This window comes from Pontibacter toksunensis, from assembly GCF_042686245.1.
Classification (GTDB): domain Bacteria; phylum Bacteroidota; class Bacteroidia; order Cytophagales; family Hymenobacteraceae; genus Pontibacter; species Pontibacter toksunensis.
Window position 1 is genome coordinate 46,530 of the sequence record NZ_JBHUOX010000027.1, and the last position, 24,439, is coordinate 70,968.

The following is a 24,439-nucleotide window of genomic DNA, read 5'->3' on the forward strand; positions in this document are numbered from 1 at the left end:
GATGGCAGCTGCAACTTGTACTTTGATACAGGCCTTACATCAAACGCCTGCTAATTACGTTTAAAAGACTAAAGAAAGCTTTAAAAAACTTATAGCATTTCATTTTCAGCTTAGTCTGGCTTTGCTCATGTCTAGAATTCGTCAATTGGCTGCCATTATGTTCACCGACATCGTCGGTTACACGGCACTCATGGGCGATGACGAGCAGAAAGCATTCTACCTGCTGGACAAAAACCGCGCACTGCAGCAAGCACTCATCAAGCAATTCGGTGGCAGATGGATAAAGGAACTGGGCGACGGTGTGTTGGCAAGCTTTCCCACCGTCACGGACGCTGTGAACTGCGCCTGCGCCCTGGTGCAGGGCTGCGGAAAGGTGCACGGCCTGTGCCTACACATCGGCATCCACCTGGGGGACGTGGTGTTTGAGAATGAGGACGTGTTCGGAGACGGAGTGAACATTGCCTCGAGGCTGCCGGTGCTAGCACCGGCCGGAGGCATCTGGGTCTCAGAGGCCGTGTACCAGAACGTGGCTAATAAAACAGGTGTAGCTACGAAGTTTGTGGGCGAGAAAACACTTAAAAATGTAAAAGAGCCGGTCCGGGTGTATGAGGTGCGCCCGACAAACGACATTGCCGAATCATCAGGATCATACCTGCTTCATAAAGACAAGCCCCAGGCAGCAGCGCCCAAAAGCGTTGCTGTGCTGCCCTTCGTGAATATGAGCAACGATCCGGAACAGGAGTACTTCAGCGACGGGATAGCTGAGGAGATCATCAACTCCCTGGTGCACCTCAAGGACCTGAATGTAGCCGGCAGAACCTCCTCCTTCCAATTCAAGGGCAAAAGCATGGACCTGCGGGAGTTGGGGCTAAAACTTGGCGTCAGCACAGTGCTGGAGGGCAGCGTGCGCAAGCAGGGCGACCGGCTGCGCATCACAGCCCAGCTCATTAATGTAGAAAACGGCTTCCACCTCTGGAGCGAGAAGTACGACCGAAACATGGATGACATCTTCGCCATTCAGGACGAGATCGCCTAGGCCATCACCGAGCAGCTGAAAGTGACCTTGTTTGGGAAAGACAAAGAGATGATTACCAAGACCTACACGCAGAATGCCGAGGCCTACGAACTCTACCTGAAGGGAAGGTTTTACATCAGCAGACGGGGAAGCGCGATTATGACTGGCTTGCGCTTCTTCAAACAGGCCATTGCTATTGACCCCGATTATGCGCTGGCTTACGCAGGAATCTCCTTTGCGAGTATATTGTATGCAGCATATAACTTTGTGCCCGGGAAGCAAATCATGAGGGAGGCCAGGAAAGCGGCAGAAGCAGCACTCGCTCTCGATGATTCAGTCAGCGAAGGGTACGGCGCGCTCGGTTATTACTATTCCTGCCTGGAGGTAAACTGGGTTGAATCGAAGAAAAACTTTCTGAAGGCCATTTAGCTTAACCCTAAATATGTACAGGCACGGTCTGTCTACGGGCTGCACTACCTGGCATGGGGGGAAGGAAAATTCGCCGAAGCAGAAGAACAGGGAAGAATGGCTATCAGTATAGAACCTTTGAGTGCCATTGACCATGCCGATCTGGCCTGGACCCTTTATACTGCAAACCGGTTTGAAGAAGCGCTGTCCCTTGCAAAAACAGGAATAGAACTTGACGCAAATTCTTTTTTGTCGCACCGTCTGTGCGGGCTGTGCTACACGGCTTTGGGGCGGCATGAGGAGGCGATAGATACGCTGACCCACTTACTCGCCATTTCCGGCAGGCATCAGCATGCACTGAATGCGCTGATCTGGGCCCATTGCAGCAACACTAACTTCGAAGAAGCAAGAAAGCTTATGGTTGAACTGGAGGGAGGGTCTTCCTCTGATTATATAGCAGGAACATATGCCGGGTTATCTGCCGCTTTCTTAGGTGATTTAACTAAAGCGGTTGATTACCTGGAGAAGGCTTATGATGATCACGACCCCATGTTGACCCAACTCAAGTACCTGCCTTACGTTCCGGAATCACTTAAGGAAGAGCCGCGGTTTTGGAACCTGTTGGCCCGGATTGGTTATCCGAATTAGAGAAGTCCAACATCAGTTGATATAAATTTTAATTCATCTTAATTTTCATTTCATGACTTCATCCCGCCAGTTAGCTGCCATTATGTTCACTGACATTGCTGGTTACACCGCCTTAATGGGGGAGAATGAATCCAAGGCTTTTGAACTGCTCAACCAGAACCGCAAGCTCCACAAACCGCTCATCGAAACCTATGGCGGCAGGTGGATAAAGGAAATGGGTGACGGGGTGCTAGCCAGCTTTCCCACCGTCACGGACGCTGTGAACTGCGCCTGCGCCCTGTTGCAAGGCTGCGGAAAGGTGCACGGCCTGTGCCTACGCATCGGCATCCACCTGGGGGACGTGGTGTTTGAGAATGAGGACGTGTTCGGAGACGGAGTGAACATTGCCTCGAGGCTGCAGGCGCTGGCACCGGCCGGAGGCATCTGGGTCTCAGAGGCCGTGTACCAGAATGTGGCTAATAAAACAGGTGTAGCTACGAAGTTTGTGGGCGAGAAAATGCTAAAAAATGTAAAAGAGCCGGTCCGGGTATATGAGGTACGACCGACGAATCATAAAACCGAATCATCAGAAACATACCTGCTTCATAAAGACAAGCCCCAGGCAGCAGCACCCAAAAGCATTGCTGTGCTGCCCTTCGTGAACATGAGCAACGATCCGGAACAGGAGTACTTCAGCGACGGAATGGCAGAAGAACTGATCAATTCTCTGAATCACTTAAAAGATCTGAAAGTGGCAGGCCGCACCTCCTCCTTTCAGTTCAAAGGGAAAAACATTGATTTGCGCAAGGTAGGAGAAATGTTGGGTGTAAGCACCGTTCTGGAGGGCAGCGTGCGAAAACAGGGTAATCGCCTTCGGGTTACCGCTCAGCTGATACATGTGGAAGACGGTTTTCATATTTGGTCAGAGAAGTATGACTGTACGATGGAAGATATTTTTGCTATTCAGGATGAAATAGCGCTAGCCATCACCGAGCAGTTAAAAGTAGTGTTTTTTGAAAAAGACCGCGAAAAGATCACCAAGACCCCTACGCATAATGCAGAAGCCTATGAACTGTATCTGAAAGCAAGGTTCTATTTATATAGGCGGGGAAGCGCCATTCTGAAAGGACTAGAGTTTTCAAAAAAAGCCATAGCCGTTGATCCTGATTTTGCCCTGGCATATGCCTGTTATGCCGACGCCCAAACATTGGCTGCAGCTTACAATTTTTTTTCTGGGAAAGAAGTAATGGAGGAGGTAAAAAGGGCGGCGAAGACTGCCATAAAGCTGGATGACACTTTAGGTGAAGCTTACTTTTCATTGGCATATTATTATGTGTGTTTTGAGTATAAGTGGGAAGAGTCAAAGAAAACTTTTTACAAGGCCATCGAACTTAACCCGAAATTTGTGCAGGCAAGTTCTATGTTGGGTAAGATATGCTTGGGCTGGGTAGACGGAAACTTTGAAGAAGCGGAAGAGCAACTGCGAATAGCTATCAAGCTTGAACCTTTAAGCGCTATTGATCATGCCGATTTAGCATGGACCCTGTTAATGGCGTGCAAGTTGGAGGAAGCCCTTACTGTTGCCAAAACTGGTATCGAATTAGATTATAATTCCTTTCTGTCGCATCGAATCACTGGCCTTTGCTATATCGTGTTGCAGCGCTATGATGAGGCCATTGCCACGTTTCAGTATCTGGTAAACCTCTCAGCCAGGCATCAACAGGCAATCTATGGCTTAATTTGGGCATACTGTGGTGAAGGGAACTTAGAGGAAGCACAAAAGCTGATGAACGAATTAAATAGCAGAGCAGGAAGTGCTCACGTGGATTATGGACTATCTGCTGCTTACCTGGGTGACTTGGATACTGCATTTGACGCCCTAGAAAAAGCGTACCATGATGTTGATCCCCACATACTCACCATCAGATATGCACCATATGTGCCTGCTCCGCTACGAGCGGACGCACGATTCCAGGATTTGTTGAAGAAAATCGGCTTTCCTAAATAATCTGAAGCAAGAAAAGAATCAATATTATAACTGTTATCTCAGGATTCTATATCCAGCCCCCTTTTCGTTTTAGTACTACATGAAGCTTTCTTTATGGTCTAATTATCTCCCCTTTCATCGAATCCAGAATCGCAATTATTTCATCTTTTTCTGCCTGCCCCACTCCGTTCTCATCTAAAGCAAGCAACGTATCTTTGTTTGCCTCTGAAAAGTCATTTTCGCTTATGTGAAGATTTTCATGTGATGTCCGTAGGTCTCTGCCAGTGTACGTATGAGGTCCACCAATCCCCATAGAAAAGAACTCAAAGACCAATAGCTTGAGCTTGTCCATATTTACATGCCGGAAATGGTGACCTATAAGTGGATTGTTGAAGTTTCTGTCAAGAACATCATTTACAATTTTCCTGAGGGCCGGCTCGCCTCCTAACCTATCATATAGGGAAGGCTTCTGTGTATCTGTCACTGCCATTACCATAACATGTGAGTGTTTGAAAGAAGAATGTAGGCTGCAAGTAAACATTCTATAATAAAGGCAAATGTTTACAAATGCCTCCATTATAGAATATCATTAATTTATATCTAAACCAGTTGTTGCCTGTATCCCTACGGCTGATCATTTGCCGCAGGTTTGATGTTCTGGTTTACCCTGAAGAGGTTATGCGGGTCGTATTTGGTCTTCACCTCTACCAATCGCTCATAGTTGTCGCCGTAGGTTGCCTTTACCCGGTCCTGCCCTTCTTCCATCATAAAGTTTATGTAGGAACCGCCGGCACTGTAAGGATGCAACGCCCTCCAGTAGTTCTTTGCCCAGTTGGTGATGGTATTCTTATTGTCCGACTCGGAGCCGACGCCGGCAATCACCATGGCATAGGTGGCATCGCGGTAGCTCCAGGCGGTGGCGTTCTTATTCACACGGCCTGCTGCCCCATTGATCGGGTAAAGGTGCATGGTGGAAAGCATGTTTGGCAGATTGGTGCCATGTTTAATATGCAAGTCAATGGCCTCGTCCGGCAGGTCCTTCACGTAGTCGCCTTTCCAGTACCACTGTAACCCTGGCGGGTATAACGCGTCGAACATACTTTGAAGGGCAGGCACGGGCAAAGGGCCAACCATGTCTAGTGCCGGAGTTTTAAAGCCACGGATAGGTTCAAAGGCTTTTTCTGCCTCTTCCATGGAACCAGTGTAGCACCACACCACAGCACACATGCTTTTCATGTGGAGGTGCTCGGGGAAGGGCGGACCGGGTGGAACAACAAGGAAAGCAAAGAAGCCGTTGATCTCATCAGGCGCGCTTGTGATAAAATCATGGTACCACTGCAGCACCTCCTTTGCGTCCTCCAGTTCCCAAAGCATGGGCCCAGCATAGACGGTACTGATGGGATGGGTCCGGAACAGGAAGGAGGTGACTACTCCGAAGTTGCCGCCACCGCCCCGCAAGGCCCAGAACAGGTCGGAATGTTCCTTAGCGTTGGCCTTCACGTACTCTCCGCTCGCCAGCACTACGTCGGCTTCCAGCAGGTTGTCGATGGTAAGGCCGCACTGGCGCGTCAGGTGCCCCAGCCCTCCTCCTAAGGTAAGTCCGGCTATTCCTGTGGTCGAGTTTATACCCGTTGGTACGGCCATGCCGAATGCATGCGTGGCGTGGTCCACGTCACCCAGGGTGCAGCCACCCTGCACCTGCACCGTCATTGCCACCGGATCCACATGGGTCGCTTTCATGTAAGAAAGGTCGATGACCAACCCGCCGTCGCACATGCCTAGGCCGGCTCCGTTGTGCCCGCCGCCCCTTACGGCAACCAGGAGGTTGTTTTCCCGGGCAAAGTTTACGGCTGCTATTACGTCCGCCTCATCCACGCAGCGGGCTATCAGATTGGGGTGCTTGTCGATCATGCCGTTGTAGACCTTGCGGCTGGTCTCGTAGTCCGCGTCACTTGGCTCGATGAGCCTGCCCCGCAGGCTGGTCTTAAACCGGGAAAGAGTAGTTTCTTCTGCTAACATGGTGAAGAGATTGAAATTTTGGGGAGAATTAGCTGAATTTTAAGGTCAAAACAATCCCTATGCTTGCTCCTGAAGAAGGTGGATTGTCCCGTGGCGGAAGTGTCTACGTATAAAAACTAATTTTTTATACGATAGTTTATAGATAGTGATTAGTTTAACGAACTCAAATTACAAAAAGAGAGGAACGAGAATCTGGTGAAGAAGCTATGTTTTAGTTTTCCTAGTTGTCGCTTTCCAAGAGAAGCCCCCGCCACCGCATCATTTGGCTTTAGGTTTGACCACCTCCCTGGCAACAGTACGTGCTGACAGGGTACGGCAGCGATAGGTTTAACAAATTTCACAATCATACAGTGAGGGACATCGAAAGAATACGCAGTACCGTAAGAGATATAAAGCACATGATGGCAGTAGTTTCACGAAACATGAAGGAATACTGCATGGTACCGGCGGGCCATGGATGCCGCAGCCAGTCGTACCTCGTGTAGGGCATCGCTGGCGCCTGCCGCACTAAAACATTTTATTTTCTAAACAGGCTCTTATGAATCTGTTCTTAGAGTTCTTAGCTACGCTTTCAGCAGGCTTATTCACAGGTGCATCGATTTACATTAACTTGGTGGAGCACCCGGCGAGAATGAGTCTTGGTACTGCTTTAGCCGCCACAGAATTCGTCCCTAGTTACAGAAGAGCCACTGTCATGCAAGTGCTGCTGGCGGTAGTTTCCTTTTTCAGTGCCTTAGCTGCCTGGTTTATGGAAGCTGGAATAAACTGGCTCATTGGAGCCACTCTCATCATAATCGTGATTCCCTTCACTGTCATTGCTATTCTTCCAACAAATAAGCAATTATTAGACCCTGCTTTAGATAAGGGTTCCGAGCATGCCCAGCAGCTGTTGAACAGGTGGGGAAAACTGCATGCTGTACGCAGTATTCTGAGTCTCTCTTCACTTGTGACTTATCTGTATGCGCTTGTTTGGGAATAGGAGGCCGTATGTTTATGCGTTAGACTGAAATCAAGTAAGAGCTTCTTAATGGCGTGCTCCCGGGTGGGCAATGAATACATATATTTCATAGCTTAACAGCCATCAAGGCTTAGCAATGACACAGCCAAACTTTGTGTTTCTCAACATAAACGGGCGAGGCAGCAAACGCCCCTTATGTTTTTATCAAAATACCCTCTTTTCACGAGACAATATAAGTTAGATGCCATTGGCCTGGTATAGCGCGTGTAAGGTTAAGTCAGCGTAAAAGGTAGCAATCGATAAACTGGAAGAGAAAAGCCACTCTATTTCAGGATAAGACAGCGACCTTTTTTTGACAAAAATCAAGTCAGTACATATACTGGCATTTACACCACCTTCGCCTGAGGTTCATGGTAGTTTACCAATAATACAAATTGAAAGTAATATAGTTACATAAATACCACGTATACAAAGAGGCCATGCCTGCTACAGTAGCGGCTATCTTCCGGAACTTACACTTTAATCATCTAAGAGCGAGTCTCTTACTTTTACTAACATACCCTCCTATACCGATAGCGTACCCCTGCCATTGGTATTCGTAAAGACTCTACGTTGAACTATACCCCGTGTGCTTAAAATCGGGCAGCTCGTCGAGAAACAAGCCCCTATTGTAGGCGAGGGAAACCTGCTGGTACGTCATCAGGAACATTATTTCTGCGCAAATCCTACTCAGCCTTCCAAATGCGATGCTATGCCTGCCACATGGGCAAATACTTGTGCCATGTTCTGAAGACAGTAAAAAATCATGCATCACATCTAAAAACTGTAGGAGAAAGCGAATAGTATCCGCAGCAATCTTCCCTATTCTCCTATCTTTTCACCATACAAATAATTCGCTATGAAACCACTATCCATGCCTTTTTTATCTATGCGCAACCGCCGGAAAGCCTCATGTCTGTTCGTGCTTTTCCTCTTTAGCTTTTTGTACAGTTGTGAGCAAATAGATGACATCTTTGACGAGCCGCCAAAAGATAGCCAGGGAAGTGCCACTCAGGAGAGTGCCACTGTGGTATATGACTGGTACAAATTTATTGCCCGGATTCAACTGCATACAAACCCGCAACCCGTAACATTGCTGAATAACAGAAATTTTGCTTATATAGGAGTAGGCCTATATGAAGCAGTACGCCCCGGCATAAAAGGCGCTGTGAGTTTATCTACCAAACTCTACCTAATGCCAGCCATGCCCAAGCCGGATTCACATCGGGATTATTTGTGGGGCGCCGCTGCCAATGCTGCCTTGGCCAGTATGTTCAAGCAACTTTTAGTGGGGCTGTCCGAAGCTGATATAGCCCGTATAGATTCAATGGAGAATGCCTATAACAACCGTTTCAGGCTAAGCACCTCCGATGCAGTTATTAGTCGTTCGCAGACCTATGGCCGTGCGGTTGCCACAGCCATCTACAACTGGTCTACCACAGATAACTTTAACCTTTCCAGCCAAGGCTATGAATTACCCCAGGGTCCTGGTGCCTGGGTACCCAATCCTCCTGGCTTTGCCAATCCGGTAGGCCCTTTTTTAAAGAATTCAAGGCCTTTCCTGGCCTATAGCCTAACCGCTACAACGCCCCCATTACCTTTCCCTTATTCAGAAGATGAGTCATCCCAGTTCTATGAAGCAGCAAAAGAAGTATATGATATCTCAAAAACGTTGACTGATGAGCAAAAGGCAATCGCCAGATGGTGGGCTGATGGGGGAGGAACAGGTGTAGGAATTCCTCTACCCGGGCATCTTCTTTCTATTGTAACAGGAATATTGGAAAGCAGGAATGCGAAGCTTGGGAGGGCTGCCGAAATTTATGCCAAAACCGGGATAGCCATGAGGGACGGCCATTATATTGTATTCCGGGATAAATATCTTTATAACCTGCTTCAACCAGTGATCTATATTCGCCGGCACATTGATCCAACCTGGCTATCTTATCTGCCTTCCCCTCCTTATCCTGAGTATCCTTCCGGAAAATCCGGATACTATAGTCCTGTAATGCAGGTGCTAATACAAGAGTTTGGTGATATTCCGGTAACTGACAACGCTTATGCCTGGAGAGGCGATGAACCGCGGCATTATGGTTCCATTTCAGAGTTGAATCAGGAGGTGGCTATGTCCAGGGTTTATGGCGGCATACACTACAAATTCACAATGGATACTACCCGAGAAATAGGCAGAGAATTAGGGAATTATATAGCAAACATAGAATTAACTCCCCAGTAACTCGGTAGGAGACAAAAGCCCAGGGGTAACGGCTTAAGCCAGAGACTGATTTTTTCATCTATTTATCTGCCCATACGGGGAAAGTATTCTAAGCTGGGTGAATCCGTGTGGCCACCCCATGTAAAATACCAGGATGAGAGAACAGATTACTTCACCAACCTTAGAAAGTGAAAACACAATGATAAGTGCATCTACCGCACCTCTGGCACCTGGCAACGAATGGCAACAATTTCAGAGCAAAGGTTCTCAACGGCCAGGCAACAAGAAGCAATTTTCTTTACACGGCAAAAACTCTGAATTAAATTTAAACTCCTATGACAAAGCAAGTTTTAACCGCAGCAATCATTCTTTCGGCAGCTATCTTTTTCAATTCCTGTGAACTTATAAATGATGAATTAAAGCCAAGCAAGGGAAAGTATGCAATTGAATGGATCAACGAAAATAACTTCTTTTCTAAGGAGTGGAGAGAACAGCAGGTCAACAATGTCTCTGGCAATCAAATATTTTCAGACGAATCCGAACACGTAGAGATTGTTTGCGGGCCTGAAAACAACAGCAACCCGCGCTTGATGGAGGGAAGTGTCACGATGAACCTCCCCACCTCCGAAGACCCAACACTGAGAAGAGTCCGCCTTCGCAGAGTCGGATACAACGGTACGCGTTTAGCAGATTTAACAGAGTTAAAGTACAGCACTTACGTTATTCAGCAATCGCCTACCATCATGGTTTTACAAGTGGATTTGGACAATGATGGTGACAGAGATGGGAATATATTCTATAACCCGCTGGAGTATTTCCAGGGCGAAGCTTACATACCTATCGTGTACAATACCTGGCAGCAGTGGGACGCGCTGCATAATGGTGTATGGCATATTGAACTTATGGAGCTACCAGAATTTCCTGATAACATCGTCACCATACAGGAATTAATCAGCATACCGGCTTATGCTGATGCACGAATCATTGATACGCCGCCTGTGGGACACGAAGGAGAGGGTGTGCGCTTTACTATAGGAGGCAACCCACGGGAACTATTCGATAATACCATAGTATATTTCGATGCTTAAATCATTGGAACGAAGAACCAGAAACGTTCAACGCTTTTTGATTTTGCCTGCAACCCTTCGGACCAATAAGAGGGTGTATGGTGCGATGAGCAGGTCACCACTATACTTTACGATCATGATTAACCGCTTTTCTGGGGCACAGGCACAGACGGCAACAGGATAAAAACACGCATTCCTGTTTGGACGTGGTCGATGCCGCAGACAGTCAAGAGGATGATGTTCATCGCCTCTATGCCTCCTATCTTCAGCAGCCTCTACTTGTGCTGCAACATAAGGAGCATGTTTTTCATTTTCCTTCTTCTCTTGGCCACCAGGTGCTGTAGCAGTTGCCCCAGCATCTGGTGGTTCTTTTCTAGCCACGCAAGCCGGTGAAAGAGGAGCAACACTGCTGGCAGACTGCAGTTTGTCATTTGTCAAGACATCAGTTTCTTACTGGCTACTCTTTAACTATTATAGAATCTATGTGTTTCAATTTTCAAAAAACAATCATTCGGTATTCTCAAAAGGAGGAAATGTGGTTTAGAGTCAATTTTCACCTTTCTTTTTCTCCACCGGATTAATCAAATCTTAATTTCAGTAGCTGCTTCTGACGCTTTTTCCCTGACTTGATAGGTATTTGTTTAGCTCCAGCTTCTTATTTTGTTTGATACCCTCTACAACAGAAGCGGCGTTAACCTTTGCTCCTGCTTCGATGGTGTGCGTATGGTCAGTGGTGTTGAAATAGGTGCTTCTTACTTTTTCCTCACCTTCCTGCTCGTAGCGGTCTGCTATGATTTTATTTAAATGTATAAAAAGAGCTTCTTCCTGAGCGGCTGCCTCTGCAGCCCACTTTCCATAGTCCTGGTCATTCCGGTTCGGTCTTCCACCATTCCAGCTGTTCCGGGGCACAGGTGACAGCACAATAGGGGTGGCTCCTATTGCTTTTACATCCTTTATATACTGGCGAAGGTACCAGCCATACGAATGCACTACCTCGTGCTTTTTAGTGATAAGGTTGTCTATCTCCTGTATTTCTTCACTGTTGTTTTTTATGGTTCCGCGGGCGCGGAGCGTATCATTTACGGGGCTGCTGTCGTTGTGGCCGAACTGCATCATCACATAATCTCCCGGTTTAATTTTTGGCAACACCTTGTCCCAGTGCCCCTGCGTACGAAAGGTGCGGCTACTAGTGCCACCAAGAGCATAGTTTTGCACCGACACCTGTGTAGTATCGAAAAATTCACTCAGGTAGCTACCCCAGCCCCACAAGCCACCGTCACCGTTGCCTTTGCCGTTCTTCACTGTGGAATCGCCTATCAAGAACAAGGTAGGCTTTGGGTGAATGGATTTTACCCCTGCACATGAAGCCGAAAGCAACAGGGAAAGGAAAAAGATATAGATGAAGCTGCTTTTACGAAACACCGTGTCAGACATGTTGTAAAGATTATTATGAGTTCTTTTGATAAGGTGGTTTTCTGGCACAGGCAGCCGCATACCTTATGACTTTTTCAGGAACCTGTTCAGTGGATGCTTTTTGTTCTGCTTTAATCCTTCTACTACTGAAGCAGCATTTATCCTGGCACCCTCCGGGTTTGTATGGGTGTGGTCTGTCGGGAAAAGTAATTTCACTTGTTCAGGTCCCATCTGTTCATACTTATTTGCCGTAATCTTGTTTAAATCAATAAAGTATATACCTTCTTCCTGTGCTACTCCTGCGGCCCACTTGCCAAAGGTATCGCTGGCCAGCACCACTTTGCCATCTTTCCACTGGTTGCGAGGTATCATAGATGCGACAATGGGCGTAGCACCTTTGGATTTAGCGTCTTTTATAAACTTGCGCAGATACCAGCCATACGTATGCACCACTTCCTTTTCACCGTTCTTCCAGGTAAGCGTCTTTGTTTCTTCGCCTGTGCCCCGTAATACGCCCCTATACCCACTTCTGGATGTATCCGGCTCACTTCCCTCGTTGTGCCCGAACTGCATAATCACGAAATCGCCGGGCTGCAGCGTGGACATGACTTTGTCCCAGCGACCTTCTTTTACAAAGGTACGCGTACTCCTGCCTGCCATCGCCTGGTTGCTGACATTGATTTTTGTTGTATCGAATAACTCCTGGATAAAGGAGCCCCAGCCCCCGTAGCCTTCGTTGGTGTTCCGGACGGTGGAGTCGCCGATAATGTACAGCGTTGGCTTTGGCTTCTGAATAAAACCAGCCAGTATACCAGTTGCAACAAAGAGGATGAAGAATATTACTAGAATATTTTTAGGATGCATGGCTTCAGTTTATGATTTTCAAACGTTCCATTTATTGTCTGCTACTACGGCTGTTGCTTTGCCTTTCCAGTCTTCAGGTGAGGCAGTCTATACAACCAATAAAAGGTTTGTCTTTTGAAGAACATTTTTATCAGGTATTAAATTTTACACTTTTTTCCTGCAAGCGCATCCTGTTGTATCCGGTAATAGAGTAAAGCCAGGGATTAGAGATGCAGCCCGGAAAACTGCATTGGTTCCCTTTATGCGCCTGCGCATGGAAACTGTTCAGAAGTAAATTTCACCTGTTCATTTATTGAAGCGTTGGAGTATGAGCAGTGTAAGAATCCACCATGAGCACCCAACAAAATAAGCTTACAATGGTATAGAACGCATACTTTTTAGAATAGTACGCATCATGTAACTGTCCGCTAACATATCTTCATTATCAGCGTACTATTCTTGTTACAATTGCCCTTAAAAGGGAAACAAGATGCCCTGATCACAGGCTTTCCTGGCCTGATGCTTTTAAACAGGCATAGGAAAAGTTAACTGATGAACCAGTAATTAAGCCTGTTGTATAGGCTTGGTGAGGTTCTGTTAAGGCACTGACATTATTCATTATGAAAAACAAACTCTGATAAAATGGCAGAAATAAAAATTGAACGCAAGAAAAACAATTCTGTGTGGATATGGCTACTCGTACTCGTGCTGCTGGCTTTGATAGCCTGGGCAGTTTATGAGTTTGCTATCGACAAGGATGAAGTTGAGATTGAGAAGGCTGAAGAGGTTCCAGGCACCGGTATGCTGATGCCGGAGACGCTGCAGTATCAGGTGGCCTAGACTCTATGTCTCTTATTATAAACCTATAAGAAAATAAAACGATGAGAAATAATGATGTAAACCAGGATATAAATGATCGCCTGATACCTTTAAGTAATCTGAAAGATTATAAAGTTGCTTCAGACAGCACTGATGTATTGGGCTGGAGAGTAGCTGGTGCCGATGGCGATGTTTTTGGAATAGTGAAGGACCTGATTGTTGATCCGCAGACGCTGAAGGTGCGCTACCTGTATGTGGTGGCAGACCGCAAGTTCTTTAACTCAAATAGCGACGCCTACCTGCTGATACCAATCGGGGCGGCGGCGCTTGATAAAAGAGGCAAAAGAATATTTGTGTCTTATGTCGATTCTCACTCTATTTCCAGGTACCCGGTTTATGGAGGAGGACCCATCACAGAAGACTACGAGTACGCGGTTCGGGACAGATTCCAACAATCGCATGATGAAACGCTGACGGGTACTTCCGACAATAGAAGAAGCGAGTTTGAGGAGGCGGCTATCCAGCAACCAAAAGACAACCGCCGCATCACTGATGACTTCTATAACAACGATACGTATAACGAAAACCGGTTCTACAACTCAAGCTGGCAGGAAGACCGTACTGAAACTGTAGCAGATGACTCTAGAACTTATACCACCACTGAGACAACTACTCTCGACGACGAGGGAGGCTCCAAGACAGTGGAGGACTCCATCGCTACAATTGAAAGGCTGGAGCAACTGCGAAAGAGAGGCTCAATTACGGACGAAGAGTATACTGTACTAAAGAAAAGAGCACTGGATATATAAAGCCATGTACTTGCATAAGCATAAACGGTCTCTCAGCAGCAGCTGAGAGACCGTTTATGCTTATGCAAGTACATGCAGGTCTCCCCTACTTATCAGTTTACTAATAACCGAAGGCTCCGCTTTCATTACCCACAGAACCAAATTAAGCCCGCTTTTCCTGGCATAGTTAAGAATAGTGCAGCTTATCTTTGTATACCTCCTTTCTGGTTCTTCCTTATAAATGGCTACTTTCGAACACGGAGATGCTCCGCTATTTTCAACTGATACCTTGCCTGATTTCATGACCCAGGACTCAGAATTAAAATTTCGGGAACAGTCTATTTTTCCAATGGTCAAACGCCTGCAAAGGATGTGATACTTTATGTATACCATACAAACAAGGATAGAATTTACCCTACAAGAGGCTACTAAACAGGATGGGCCAGACGGCATGGCTACCAAAGGGGTTGGGTGAAAACGGACCGGGATAGCAAATATACCTTCTATACCCTTAAGCCCGGCATTTACCCGAACAGGACTTCACTGGCACACATACACCTGACTGTGCTGGAGCCGGATGGAAAATATTATTGGCTGGAGGATTACCAGTTTGAGGGGGACGCAAGTGCTGACAGATAAAGATGTCAACCCAACAAAGCCAGGAGGAGGCAGTACAGGCCTGTTGCGTTTATAGAAGGAAAATGACCTGTGGGTGGGCAAGCGGAATATTATTTTAGGGAAACACATTGCTAACTATATTTAATCTCCTTTCTTTATGTTGCGCTTAAATATTCTGTCATGCCCAATTGTGGCCCCATGATGGCAGCCTGATTTGAGGGGGGCAGTCATGTCTCCTTCCGTGAGAAGATAAAGCATCTAAATTGACAGAAGTAAGTATAACAGTTCTGTCACGGGCAGTTCAGCTGTAAAGTGCACCACGCATAGAAAAAATCCTACTAAAAGGAAAATTTCCAGCAGGGAAATCACAAAGTATAATAATTTTGAAATCAGTGTGCTCATAGCTGTATTTTTTCAGGTGATATGTTAGTCAGACTTATTATAAGCGAGTTAGCCAACATTTATTTTTCTGTAAACTAAATGTGATGAAAGCCTCAAAAGATGTGACAGATTCATCAGTATCAGGAATCAAGGCATTTTTACACCAGTACTTTACCGGTTACCGCTAAAGTACTTTTGCAAGGGAAATAGTTTAGAACTTAACTACCTTCTTCTATTTCCTTATAATTTTAATTTACCTGCTTCAGTAGTCTAACCTGGTAACAATCGTATCGAAACAGAATGAAAAACATCCTCAGGCTTTTATTAGCCGTCACCTTTTGCACCCTTACTACATTTGTATGTGCTCAGTCGCCTGTGAAGGTGATACTGGATACAGATATAGATTCTGACGTAGACGATGTAGGTGCTCTGGCCATGCTGCACACTTTTGCCGATAACAATGTGGCAGAGATTTTAGGAATCATTGTCACCAGCGAAGACAAGTATGCCACCATGTGCACGGATGCCATCAACCATTACTTTGGACGCCCTGATATTCCGATAGGTGCTTTGAAGGGTGTAGCACTAAGAGATAACTCAAAATATACCAGGCAGATAAGCCAGGAATTTCCGCACGACATTACTTCATATGAGAAAGCAGAAGACGGAACAGCCTTATATAGAAAGCTATTAGCCTCACAGCCTGATACCAGTGTCGTCATCATTACAATCGGGCACTTGACAAACCTGAGGAATTTAATTGAATCCAAACCTGATAAATACAGCAAGCTTTCAGGTGTCGATCTGATAAAGAGAAAAGTAAAGTTGTGGTCCTGTATGGGAGGTGCTTATCCAGAGGGTAAAGAAGCTAATTTCTATCGCCCCGATCCGGCATCAACGAAAGTGAGTGTTGTAAAATGGTCTGTTCCCGTGGTGTTTGCAGGCTGGGAAGTCGGCAACAACATCATCACTGGAGGGGCATATCTGCAAAAGTCGCTACCAGAAAAAAGCCCCGTGTGGCGTTCTTATCAGCTCTATAACAATTTTCAGGGTAGGCCAAGCTGGGACCAGGTCTCTGTTCTTTATGCTGTCTCTTCCTCGAACGACTACTGGGACCTGAAAAAGGATGGACAGGTTGTAGTAGCGGAAGATGGCAGTAACAAATGGTTGCCCGGTAAAAGTAACAACCAGGCATACCTGGTACAAAAAATGAATCCTGTTGAAGTAGCGAAAGTAATTGACGCTTTAATGGCAGGAAACCATATTAATGATTTTTAGGGAGGCTGGCAATTTTAATATGTTGCTCCCTTAAGTTTAAGCGGTAACAGGAGCTCCTACTTATATGGAGAGGGACTGATGGACGTCCACCCTCCATCAATCACAAGGGATTGCCCTGTAATATGCCGGGCATTTTCTGATACCAGGAACAAGGCGGCATGTGCAATATCGGAAGGGTAAGCGGGTCGGCCCATGGGGGTTATAGCAGACCATGTTTCCTCGTAACCTGTGTCTTCTGCGGTTCTTTCAGTAAGCGTGGCGCCGGGTGCAAGGGCATTCACATTGATTCGGTAAGGAGATAACTCAATGACCAGGTGCTTTGCCAGCATTTCTAAGGCAGCTTTGGTCATACCGTAGGCTGCCAGGTTTTTATGCGCCTGATGGCCAGTGACCGATGACATAAACAGTATGCTACCGCCTGATTGCTGCTTAATGATTTGTTTGGCTGCCGCCTGTGCCAGAAAGAAGCTCCCGCCCAGGTTCATCTGTGTTACTGTTTGCAGGTCTTCCGGCGCATAAGTCAAGAAATCGCCGAACACCGTAATGCCTGCATTTGCAATGGCGATAGTAAGCTTTCCAAATTCTGAAACGGCCGTGTCTACCATTTGCTGGATAAACTGCGGATCGGCAGCGTCTCCGGCTAAACCAATGCATTTACCGTACTGCGCATTTATACTGTTCGCAGCCTTGGAAGCCAGCTTTGCATCAATGTCGTTCAGGAGCACACTAGCGCCCAGCTTTGCCAACTCCTGGCATATCCTGAACCCTATTCCCTGTCCGGCACCGGTTACGATGGCTACCTGTTGTGTAAATGAACCTGCTGACATACTTAATCCCTAGATGTTTCTTTCCTGTTGTTATTGAAATTACAGCGTAACGCAGATTTCCTTATCTTTTTGCCTTGCCACTGGAATACTTCTTCAATTGTTTTTTTCTGCTACCCTTAGAGCACAGCTATAGCTTAAATAAGAGCACTATATGTACCAGTGCGATAATTTTTTGCCACATTAATCTACAACAAATTCTTCTGGCTTGCTACCCTTCTATGTATGAAAGCCACAGGCAGTTTAAACAAATTCTTTTATCGTACCTTTGCCACGCAAATTACCTTTTATGACTCGCAAGAAATATATTACCCTTATTATCATTCTGGGAACACTTACTGCCTTAGGGCCTTTTTCTATAGATATGTACCTTCCGGGATTCCCGGCCATTGCCAAAGATTTAAATACAACCGTAGCAGAGGTTTCCCTTACCTTATCCAGCTTTTTTATTGGTATCTCGGCCGGTCAGTTGTTGTATGGCCCGCTCATGGACCGGTTTGGAAGAAAAAGGCCGCTGTACATTGGTCTGACAGGCTACCTGGTAGCATCGGTAGCCTGTGCTTTTGCCACTTCCATTGAGGCGCTGATAGTGTTGCGCTTTGTGCAGGCTGTTTGTAGTTGTGCTGCTGCGGTGGCCTCCGTTGCCATGGTGCGCGATTTGTTCCCGGTGCAGGATAATGCCAAAGTGTTTTCGCTGCTGATGCTGGTGGTTGGTGTTTCGCCCATGATTGCTCCGACTGTTGGCGGGTATGTGACGGCTGGTTTCGGCTGGGAAGCCGTGTTTCTTATTCTGGCAGTTATGGCGGCTGTGATTCTGGCGGCAGCTTTCTTCGGTCTTCCCGAGAGCAGCAAACCCGACCCGACGTATTCGCTCAAGCCAAAGCCCATCTTATCTAAGTTCGGCATGGTGTTGAAAGAGCCGCATTTCTATACCTATGCCTTGTCCGGCGCAGTTTCTTTTGCAGGGCTGCTGGCATACGTTTCTGGTTCACCGCTCCTGTTCATGGAAATCTTCCAGGTAAACGAGAAAGAGTACGGCTGGATCTTCGCCTTTCTCTCCATTGGGTTGATTGGTGCCAGCCAGGTAAACAGCATGATGCTGCGCAGGTACCGTAGCGAGCAGATTATTGTTACAGCCCTTATTTGCCAGCTGTTTATAGGTGCAGTATTGCTCCTGGGCACCATGTATGGTTGGCTGGGGTTGTTCTCCACCATCGCCTGTATTTTCCTGTTTCTGTGCTGCCTTGGCTTTACCTTCCCTAATGCTTCTGCGCTTTCTTTAGCGCCTTTCTCTAAAAATGCCGGCAGTGCCTCAGCGCTGATGGGTGCTACGCAAATGGGTATAGGAGCTCTGGCAACTGTCATCCTTAGTATCTTCTCGAATCATTCTGCCGTACCAATGGCTGGCGTAATGGCCGCATCGGCTTTACTTTCGCTGCTGATCCTGCTTCTGGGCCAGAAGATAATCGTGGCAAGAGGCGTATCATACGAGACTGAAGGAACAGCTTCCAGCGTTATTCATTAATAGTTTGAGGAGCAACCTGAGGTTTAATACAGATCTTTAACAACAGAAAAAAAGCAGATGGCACGAGATAAAGATTCTATATTACACCTGTATAATAAAATACTGCCTACACTGGCAACCCGTATCCATATCAACCTGGCCGAAATTACGCCCTTGTTTCACGATTTCGGGCTGGAGAAAATAGTTGATATCTGGACTCGGAATGTGGATGCGAGCGATGATACACAAATCAGCATTGAGAACGGAAATGTGCAGCAGATGGGGTTAAGGCTACGGCTGGAGGGATTTCAGCGGGCAGGTGCGCCTCCTTTTGATATAACGAAAGACCTGCTTTTCAAGCTTAGCCACACTAGTTACGAAGTGGGCTCAGGTAAGAACACCGTCTGGCTGGAAAAGCTTTATTATGAGGCATGGACTGAAGACGAAACGGCAGATATAGCGCAGCGATGGTGCGAGGAAGTAGTGGACGAAATTACCCTACGCCTGGAGCGCCTGACGTGATGGAGCTTTCCTTGTTCCAGATTCAGTTAAGCTCTACAGCTAAACACCTGCATATGGAGATTGGTGATGCTAGAACAGTGTAGCTTCTGCTCTCCCAATAGCAGTTTCCTTACTAACACTATTTTTTGCTATTCTTATTCCTCCTCTCCATACCGGGCGTGCTTGTAATCGATGATGGCGCCGATAAGGGAGGCATGCACAAATGTCTGTGGAAGGTTACCCAACCACTCTCCTGTAAGAGGATCGCCCTCTTCAGGCATAATACCCACATCGTTCATAAAGCGCAGGGCAGCTCCTAATATAGTTTCTACTCTATCCCAATCCCTGCGCATGACCCAATACTGGGCCACCCACAGCGTACCGGCCAAGAAAGCGCCTTCTTTGCCGGAATCAAATTCCACCAGGTGGCGGCGATACAGGTGGTTCTGGCAATAATCCCGTTCCAGCACCTCTATTGTTTTAAGCATGGTGTCAGAATCTGCTTCGGTGTAGGCCCAGAGCGGAAATAGCACTGCGCTTACGTCTACCTCTTCGCTACCCGCATACACAGCATAAGCTCCCCCTGAAGTAAGGCAGTTTTCTTCCACATACTTCCTTATTTGTTCTGCTGTGTCCTGCCAGCGCTTCTTTTCTTTTTCATCCTCTGAATGCTCCGATATGTATTTAAGGCTAATGGAGGCTACTACTTTACTCGAGGTATAGTTATGGGTGGGGGTTTCTTCCCAGATACCGTGATCCGGTTCCTGCCAGTGTTCTACCAGGAAGTTAGCCAGCCGCTGTACTGTCTCCCAGTGTTCGCGGGTGTTGTAGCGATTGTAAATTACTTTGGCGGCAATAAGTACGTTGCTATTTGCATCCAACTGCAACTGACTACTTGCTCCGTTGCCATAGCGTACGGGTTTACTGTTTTTGTAGCCACTGAATTCTAAATCCTGCTCGCTTCCTGCAGGTTGTGTGTCCAAGGTAAGCATCGGCACCACTGGCTCTGGTATGCGGTGCATGGCAGAGCACATAAAACTCAGAAACTTCCGTTCTTCTTCGCCATCGCTTCCGGCACGAGCAAGCGCACTCACAATCATGGCTGCGTCCCTGAGCCACACATACCGGTAATCGTAATTTCGCTCTCCCCCTACTACTTCAGGCAGAGAGGTGGTGGCAGCGGCAATAATGCCGCCGTTCTGGGCATAAGTGAGCAGACGCAACAGGCGCAGCGATTTCCGAACCTCCTCCTCATAAGGGCCTTTATAGGTGATATGGCTGGCTACCTCCTGCCAGTTCTTCAGCGTAAGCTCTCGTACCTCCACCAACACCTCCTCGGGTTTATCCAGGACCTGTTCGGCAAAAATAAACCATGCTTTTTCTCCGGCAGGCACCTTGCAGGTGATAGTTGCTTTTTCTACTACTACTGGATGAGAAGCATACAGGTGAAAATCATACTCCACTGTTACGCGGCTCTCCCCCTCCTTTGCCAGTACCGGCGCTTGCCGGGAATAGTTGGGACGTGGTTCAATATGCATAGAGTAAGGCACAGGGGACGCCGTGAGCGTGCGGCAAATTCCATAAAACCGCGCATCCAGCGGCATCCAGTCTTCCAGCAGCAGGCTACCTTTTTCTCCTGTTAAGTATGTTTGCAGCAAGGCGCTATCTTCCAGGTACTCCCGCTTCTCACATGCCATACCTTCTATCTCCAGTTTCCAGGCGCCGCCTTTCTGAGGATCAAGCAAAGAAGCAAAAAGAGAGGAGTTGTCGAAGCGTTTTGGGCAGTACCAGACAATGTTCCCCCGTTTATCCAGCAGGGCACAGGTTCGTCGGTCTCCAATCAGGGCTAGGTCACTCAGTGGCGGATGCTGCTCATACATATTTTTAGGCGCTGAATGCTTTATTTTAGGCTAATGAGTTTTTGAAAGGAGTCTAGTTACCTACAGGTGCAAAAACAGAGAGTACTTCGTATTATCGGTTTGGTGAACCACTGAGGAACAGTTTGCTCTTCCTCGAGTTGGTACAGGTATGAAATGGAAAATGTTTTAACTTGTTGATATCAATTATCTTCTTGCCTACCCCTTGATGTAGCCATCCTCTGCACTTACACAACTGAGCCTCTGGCAGAGGACATACATCTCTACAAGACAAGCCATAGTTACAGTACTTTACCAGCCTACGTGACTGTGTCCTATCACACCTATCAAGCATAACTATAGAATAGCCAGTCTACAACGGAGGGTTGTAAGGTATTTAAAACTACTGTCTGCTAATTTACACTGCCAAAACTCTTGTAGTTCTACAGACAGCACAGCAATCAATTCATAATCTTCGGAAAAGCTAAAGCTTTTCCGAAGATGTCAGCTACACGACATTCACTTTTCCCCCTGAATATTTGTAGGAGAGCATGCGAGCTACTTCGGACAATGGGTAATTTGAGATGACGGGAAGGGCCATACCTACTCCATAACCAGCCGCTGGCAATGTGTAATAAAACAGTTTAAGTATTGATAAGACTGAGATGGAGTCCATCTGGTTTTACGATGGAGGTAGATGTTGCTAAATTTTTTCCTATAACAGAAGAAGGTAAAAGGCTAAAAACTTTAATATAAGCTGTTCCCTGAGTATAAATATGCTATTGCGAGGTAACCCGCAACAGCATATTTTTCCACTTTATTTAGTTTTAACGATGCTGAGTCCCCATGAGCACTTTTACCTGCATTGGCAGCATTATTATAAACTCTGTGTACTCCCCTTCTTTGGAATCTAATTTTATCTCTCCGAGGTGCCCCTTCGTGATGATATCATAGCTTAAAGAAAGTCCTAATCCTGTACCCTGGCCCGTAGGCTTTGTAGTAAAGAAAGGCTGCAGTATTTTATGACGAATGTTTTCCGGAATACCACAGCCATTATCCCGTATGCGCAGCTCTAAACCTTTCTCCTTCCATTGGGTGCTCACCTGAACCACAGGCTGGTAACTTTCGTCTTCTGTTTTCGACTTCTTATACTGAACAGCATAAAACGCATTGTTGTACAAATTGAGCAACACCCTCCCAATATCCTGCGGCACCACTTCCAGCTTAGGTAAGTCTTTGTCGAAATGTGTTTCGAGCTTCGCATAGAAGCTCTTGTCCTTTGCACGTGAGCCATGGTAACTTAAGCGCAGATATTCTTCCGCCAAGGCGTTTATATCGGTGGGTTCTTTCTGGCCTGTGCTGGCCCGGGTGTGCTGCAACATACCTTTCACAATGGAATCTGCACGCCTGCCATGGTGATGGATTTTTTGTAGGTTTTGAGTTAAGTCCTTCATCATTTCCGTGGCAAATTCTCTTTCTCCCTCTGGTAGCTTCTGTAAAGGGCCAGCCTGTAGATCGTGTATTATCTCTACACTGAGGTCAGAAAAATTGTTTACAAAGTTGAGTGGGTTTTGAATCTCATGCGCAATACCTGCAGTAAGTTCTCCAAGCGACGCCAGCTTTTCCTGTTGTATCAGTTGTGTCTGCGTTATCTTTAATTCTTTTACTGTTTCTAGGAGAGCTTCCTTTTGCTTTGTGAGCTCAGCTGTTCGCTCTGCCACCAGAGCCTCTAACTCTGACTTTCTTTCTGCCACTATTCTTAGCTCTTGTTGCTGCTTCTTGGAGTTAGCCCATCTTGCAAATATCCAAATAAAGGCACCAACTATAGTAAATTTGAAATATCCTTCCCAATTTTCATAAAACTCCGGGAAAATAAAGCCAGCAAAACTGTTCAGAAACCCGGCATATACCAAAGGATAATTAGCCTCTACATATTCTTTGAACTCACTGAAATCAGGCTCTCTGTCAAGATAATATAAAAGACACAGCAAAAGTATGCTACCTACAAAAATACTTGCTTCATCATCAAAAAAACTAGATACGACGAAGAAGAGCCCAATTAACGCCCAGCCTGCCACCGTAAACAAGCTTTTCCATTTTAAGTAGACATGGGAATTCTGTAGTGGCTTTCTTATGCGCCTTATCAGTAAAAATCCAGCTAAAAAAGAAAAGAAGTGCATGATGAATGAGCTGAGTTAAGAACATATAGTACCAACAAGAGTATCACGAGAGCCATAAGAGGTTACAAAGTGAATATCTTAAATCCTGTCACAGCTGTTCCACTTACCTGATTTGGTCTGCTCCTGCTAAAGGAACAAGACGCTTAGCGCGTTCTTCTATTTGCAGTTTATAAATTACTGGGTAACACGGCTTTGTAAGTCAACAATTGATAAACAGCTAAATGGCAATAATGATATCTAAACATAATATATTTATTTAATTCCATTTAACAAAACCAATCTTATGAACCTTCTGAGACTGCCTATGTCTAATCAGCAGTAAGAAACAAATTATCAGGTGCCAGTTGCACTCTAAATGCTGCACCAACTATAGTGCGTACCTAAAATAACAACATCTGTATTTTTTTTTAACGGACAAGCTATATCTCCTAACGAATCTAAATTGCTCTACTCCAGTACCTGTGAGACTGAGTTTCACTAATGTTATACAAAAAAAGGCGATACAGCAGAGATTCGCTCCTTATTAAACAGGTCTTTTGTAAAGATTTTTAAAAAACCGAAATGAGGCAGAATAGGATGAGGTAGCTGTATACTTAGAAAGGAATTATATGAAATTTAATGAAATGGATTCTTTAAGAATAATAAGAATAGTAAAGCAAAATTATATAATTGAAAAACTGATGGCAGTAGACAGCTAATGCTCCTTTTCTTCTCTCATCTAATGCATTCTGCTTCAGACAATCTTTGTGATGCCTTGAAGGAGCCTGTCTTTCCATGGCAGGTCTTGACCTCCTTCCGCCGGGTTCCTATCAGGATGAGAGAGGCGGAGGTGCCGCTACAACGAACACGGCCTTCTATGACAGCGCCGCAAAGGGGGGCATCACGATGGATTAGACGATAGAGCAGGCTTTCCCCTCCGCTTTAGGTGCTGAGGCAGGCACTCTTTTACTGCCGCTGCTACAAGTGGCCAGGCTGTAAAGCAAGAGCGCCCCCTGCCGTTTGGGACAGGGGGCGCCTTGTTGTTGGGGTTGGCGGCCACCTACTCTCCCGGGTGTGACCCCAGTACCATCGGCGCGTCCGGGCTTAACTTCTCTGTTCGGGA

General features: G+C 46.3%; 21 protein-coding genes and 1 rRNA gene. 13 read left to right on the forward strand and 9 right to left on the reverse strand.

The genetic code is table 11. The features are described 5' to 3' along the window. Positions 1-127 precede the first annotated feature (127 nt). From ACFS7Z_RS23470 to ACFS7Z_RS23485, 4 genes are all read left to right on the forward strand, one after another. Positions 128-1,036 carry an adenylate/guanylate cyclase domain-containing protein gene (locus tag ACFS7Z_RS23470; protein WP_377490485.1) on the forward strand — a complete coding sequence of 303 codons (909 nt, stop codon included), beginning with the start codon at positions 128-130 and terminating at the stop codon, positions 1,034-1,036. Between the two features lie 21 nt (positions 1,037-1,057). Continuing rightward, positions 1,058-1,444, forward strand: a complete 387-nt coding sequence (locus tag ACFS7Z_RS23475; protein ID WP_377490488.1) for a hypothetical protein — start codon at positions 1,058-1,060, stop codon at positions 1,442-1,444. Between the two features lie 96 nt (positions 1,445-1,540). Then, positions 1,541-2,071, forward strand: a complete 531-nt coding sequence (locus ACFS7Z_RS23480; RefSeq protein WP_377490491.1) for a tetratricopeptide repeat protein — start codon at positions 1,541-1,543, stop codon at positions 2,069-2,071. Positions 2,072-2,123: 52 nt separating this feature from the next. Then, positions 2,124-4,058, forward strand: coding sequence for an adenylate/guanylate cyclase domain-containing protein (locus ACFS7Z_RS23485; RefSeq protein WP_377490494.1), 1,935 nt, complete (start codon positions 2,124-2,126; stop codon positions 4,056-4,058). A gap of 91 nt (positions 4,059-4,149) precedes the next feature. On the opposite strand, the gene ACFS7Z_RS23490 is transcribed toward ACFS7Z_RS23485, so the two are convergent. Together ACFS7Z_RS23490 and ACFS7Z_RS23495 are read right to left on the reverse strand one after the other, a co-directional pair. Continuing rightward, positions 4,150-4,527 (reverse strand): group I truncated hemoglobin, encoded by a 378-nt coding sequence (locus ACFS7Z_RS23490; RefSeq protein WP_377490497.1) that lies wholly within the window; start codon positions 4,525-4,527, stop codon positions 4,150-4,152. Positions 4,528-4,661: 134 nt separating this feature from the next. Continuing rightward, positions 4,662-6,056, reverse strand: a complete 1,395-nt coding sequence (locus ACFS7Z_RS23495) for an FAD-binding oxidoreductase (protein ID WP_377490500.1) — start codon at positions 6,054-6,056, stop codon at positions 4,662-4,664. 538 nt (positions 6,057-6,594) lie between these two features. On the opposite strand from ACFS7Z_RS23495, the gene ACFS7Z_RS23500 reads away from it, so the two are divergent. The 3 genes from ACFS7Z_RS23500 (at position 6,595) to ACFS7Z_RS23510 (ending at position 10,353) form a co-directional block, all read left to right on the forward strand. Continuing rightward, positions 6,595-7,035 carry a DUF1772 domain-containing protein gene (locus tag ACFS7Z_RS23500; RefSeq protein ID WP_377490503.1) on the forward strand — a complete coding sequence of 147 codons (441 nt, stop codon included), beginning with the start codon at positions 6,595-6,597 and terminating at the stop codon, positions 7,033-7,035. Positions 7,036-7,912: 877 nt separating this feature from the next. After that, a complete protein-coding gene (locus tag ACFS7Z_RS23505; protein WP_377490506.1) occupies positions 7,913-9,286 on the forward strand; it encodes a vanadium-dependent haloperoxidase in 1,374 nt (457 codons plus the stop codon). Between the two features lie 314 nt (positions 9,287-9,600). Continuing rightward, positions 9,601-10,353, forward strand: a complete 753-nt coding sequence (locus ACFS7Z_RS23510) for a hypothetical protein (RefSeq protein WP_377490509.1) — start codon at positions 9,601-9,603, stop codon at positions 10,351-10,353. Between the two features lie 27 nt (positions 10,354-10,380). On the opposite strand, the gene ACFS7Z_RS23515 is transcribed toward ACFS7Z_RS23510, so the two are convergent. The 3 genes from ACFS7Z_RS23515 to ACFS7Z_RS23525 all read right to left on the reverse strand — a co-directional run bounded on the left by ACFS7Z_RS23515 (position 10,381) and on the right by ACFS7Z_RS23525 (position 12,609). Further along, the gene (locus ACFS7Z_RS23515; RefSeq protein ID WP_377490512.1) at positions 10,381-10,770 is read right to left on the reverse strand and encodes a hypothetical protein; all 390 of its coding nucleotides are present in this window, start codon (positions 10,768-10,770) and stop codon (positions 10,381-10,383) included. A gap of 156 nt (positions 10,771-10,926) precedes the next feature. Continuing rightward, positions 10,927-11,766, reverse strand: coding sequence for a rhamnogalacturonan acetylesterase (locus ACFS7Z_RS23520; protein ID WP_377490515.1), 840 nt, complete (start codon positions 11,764-11,766; stop codon positions 10,927-10,929). Positions 11,767-11,829: 63 nt separating this feature from the next. Further along, a complete protein-coding gene (locus ACFS7Z_RS23525) occupies positions 11,830-12,609 on the reverse strand; it encodes a rhamnogalacturonan acetylesterase (RefSeq protein ID WP_377490518.1) in 780 nt (259 codons plus the stop codon). A gap of 621 nt (positions 12,610-13,230) precedes the next feature. On the opposite strand from ACFS7Z_RS23525, the gene ACFS7Z_RS23530 reads away from it, so the two are divergent. The 4 genes from ACFS7Z_RS23530 to ACFS7Z_RS23545 all read left to right on the forward strand — a co-directional run bounded on the left by ACFS7Z_RS23530 (position 13,231) and on the right by ACFS7Z_RS23545 (position 16,472). Then, positions 13,231-13,428 (forward strand): hypothetical protein, encoded by a 198-nt coding sequence (locus tag ACFS7Z_RS23530; protein ID WP_377490521.1) that lies wholly within the window; start codon positions 13,231-13,233, stop codon positions 13,426-13,428. 41 nt (positions 13,429-13,469) lie between these two features. Next, complete coding sequence (locus ACFS7Z_RS23535) at positions 13,470-14,216, forward strand: PRC-barrel domain-containing protein (protein WP_377490525.1); 747 nt, start codon at positions 13,470-13,472, stop codon at positions 14,214-14,216. A 450-nt stretch (positions 14,217-14,666) separates the two neighbouring features. After that, positions 14,667-14,834 carry a hypothetical protein gene (locus tag ACFS7Z_RS23540; protein WP_377490528.1) on the forward strand — a complete coding sequence of 56 codons (168 nt, stop codon included), beginning with the start codon at positions 14,667-14,669 and terminating at the stop codon, positions 14,832-14,834. A 660-nt stretch (positions 14,835-15,494) separates the two neighbouring features. After that, positions 15,495-16,472, forward strand: a complete 978-nt coding sequence (locus ACFS7Z_RS23545) for a nucleoside hydrolase (RefSeq protein ID WP_377490531.1) — start codon at positions 15,495-15,497, stop codon at positions 16,470-16,472. Between the two features lie 56 nt (positions 16,473-16,528). Here the strand turns inward: ACFS7Z_RS23545 and ACFS7Z_RS23550 are convergent, their stop codons facing one another. Continuing rightward, positions 16,529-17,299, reverse strand: a complete 771-nt coding sequence (locus ACFS7Z_RS23550) for an SDR family NAD(P)-dependent oxidoreductase (protein WP_377490534.1) — start codon at positions 17,297-17,299, stop codon at positions 16,529-16,531. Between the two features lie 286 nt (positions 17,300-17,585). Between ACFS7Z_RS23550 and ACFS7Z_RS23555 the strand changes: the two genes are divergently transcribed. After that, positions 17,586-18,821 carry a multidrug effflux MFS transporter gene (locus tag ACFS7Z_RS23555; RefSeq protein WP_377490537.1) on the forward strand — a complete coding sequence of 412 codons (1,236 nt, stop codon included), beginning with the start codon at positions 17,586-17,588 and terminating at the stop codon, positions 18,819-18,821. Between the two features lie 57 nt (positions 18,822-18,878). Continuing rightward, entirely contained in the window at positions 18,879-19,322 is a 444-nt protein-coding gene (locus ACFS7Z_RS23560; RefSeq protein ID WP_377490540.1) for a hypothetical protein, read from the forward strand. Between the two features lie 134 nt (positions 19,323-19,456). On the opposite strand, the gene ACFS7Z_RS23565 is transcribed toward ACFS7Z_RS23560, so the two are convergent. From ACFS7Z_RS23565 to rrf, 3 genes are all read right to left on the reverse strand, one after another. Continuing rightward, on the reverse strand, positions 19,457-21,181 hold the full coding sequence (locus ACFS7Z_RS23565) for a glycoside hydrolase family 15 protein (protein WP_377490543.1): 1,725 nt from the start codon (positions 21,179-21,181) through the stop codon (positions 19,457-19,459). 803 nt (positions 21,182-21,984) lie between these two features. Continuing rightward, positions 21,985-23,148, reverse strand: coding sequence for a sensor histidine kinase (locus ACFS7Z_RS23570; protein WP_377490546.1), 1,164 nt, complete (start codon positions 23,146-23,148; stop codon positions 21,985-21,987). A gap of 1,215 nt (positions 23,149-24,363) precedes the next feature. Beyond that, positions 24,364-24,439: ribosomal RNA gene (gene rrf / locus ACFS7Z_RS27465) — 5S ribosomal RNA — on the reverse strand; the annotation flags it as partial.

Coding starts and splice junctions, on each gene's coding strand:
- ACFS7Z_RS23470 (WP_377490485.1), top strand. CDS start 128: ATGTCTAGAATTCGTCAATTGGCTGCCATTATGTTCACCGACATCGTC.
- ACFS7Z_RS23480 (WP_377490491.1), top strand. CDS start 1,541: ATGGCTATCAGTATAGAACCTTTGAGTGCCATTGACCATGCCGATCTG.
- ACFS7Z_RS23485 (WP_377490494.1), top strand. CDS start 2,124: ATGACTTCATCCCGCCAGTTAGCTGCCATTATGTTCACTGACATTGCT.
- ACFS7Z_RS23490 (WP_377490497.1), bottom strand. CDS start 4,527: ATGGCAGTGACAGATACACAGAAGCCTTCCCTATATGATAGGTTAGGA.
- ACFS7Z_RS23495 (WP_377490500.1), bottom strand. CDS start 6,056: ATGTTAGCAGAAGAAACTACTCTTTCCCGGTTTAAGACCAGCCTGCGG.
- ACFS7Z_RS23500 (WP_377490503.1), top strand. CDS start 6,595: ATGAATCTGTTCTTAGAGTTCTTAGCTACGCTTTCAGCAGGCTTATTC.
- ACFS7Z_RS23505 (WP_377490506.1), top strand. CDS start 7,913: ATGAAACCACTATCCATGCCTTTTTTATCTATGCGCAACCGCCGGAAA.
- ACFS7Z_RS23510 (WP_377490509.1), top strand. CDS start 9,601: ATGACAAAGCAAGTTTTAACCGCAGCAATCATTCTTTCGGCAGCTATC.
- ACFS7Z_RS23520 (WP_377490515.1), bottom strand. CDS start 11,766: ATGTCTGACACGGTGTTTCGTAAAAGCAGCTTCATCTATATCTTTTTC.
- ACFS7Z_RS23525 (WP_377490518.1), bottom strand. CDS start 12,609: ATGCATCCTAAAAATATTCTAGTAATATTCTTCATCCTCTTTGTTGCA.
- ACFS7Z_RS23530 (WP_377490521.1), top strand. CDS start 13,231: ATGGCAGAAATAAAAATTGAACGCAAGAAAAACAATTCTGTGTGGATA.
- ACFS7Z_RS23535 (WP_377490525.1), top strand. CDS start 13,470: ATGAGAAATAATGATGTAAACCAGGATATAAATGATCGCCTGATACCT.
- ACFS7Z_RS23545 (WP_377490531.1), top strand. CDS start 15,495: ATGAAAAACATCCTCAGGCTTTTATTAGCCGTCACCTTTTGCACCCTT.
- ACFS7Z_RS23550 (WP_377490534.1), bottom strand. CDS start 17,299: ATGTCAGCAGGTTCATTTACACAACAGGTAGCCATCGTAACCGGTGCC.
- ACFS7Z_RS23555 (WP_377490537.1), top strand. CDS start 17,586: ATGACTCGCAAGAAATATATTACCCTTATTATCATTCTGGGAACACTT.
- ACFS7Z_RS23560 (WP_377490540.1), top strand. CDS start 18,879: ATGGCACGAGATAAAGATTCTATATTACACCTGTATAATAAAATACTG.
- ACFS7Z_RS23565 (WP_377490543.1), bottom strand. CDS start 21,181: ATGTATGAGCAGCATCCGCCACTGAGTGACCTAGCCCTGATTGGAGAC.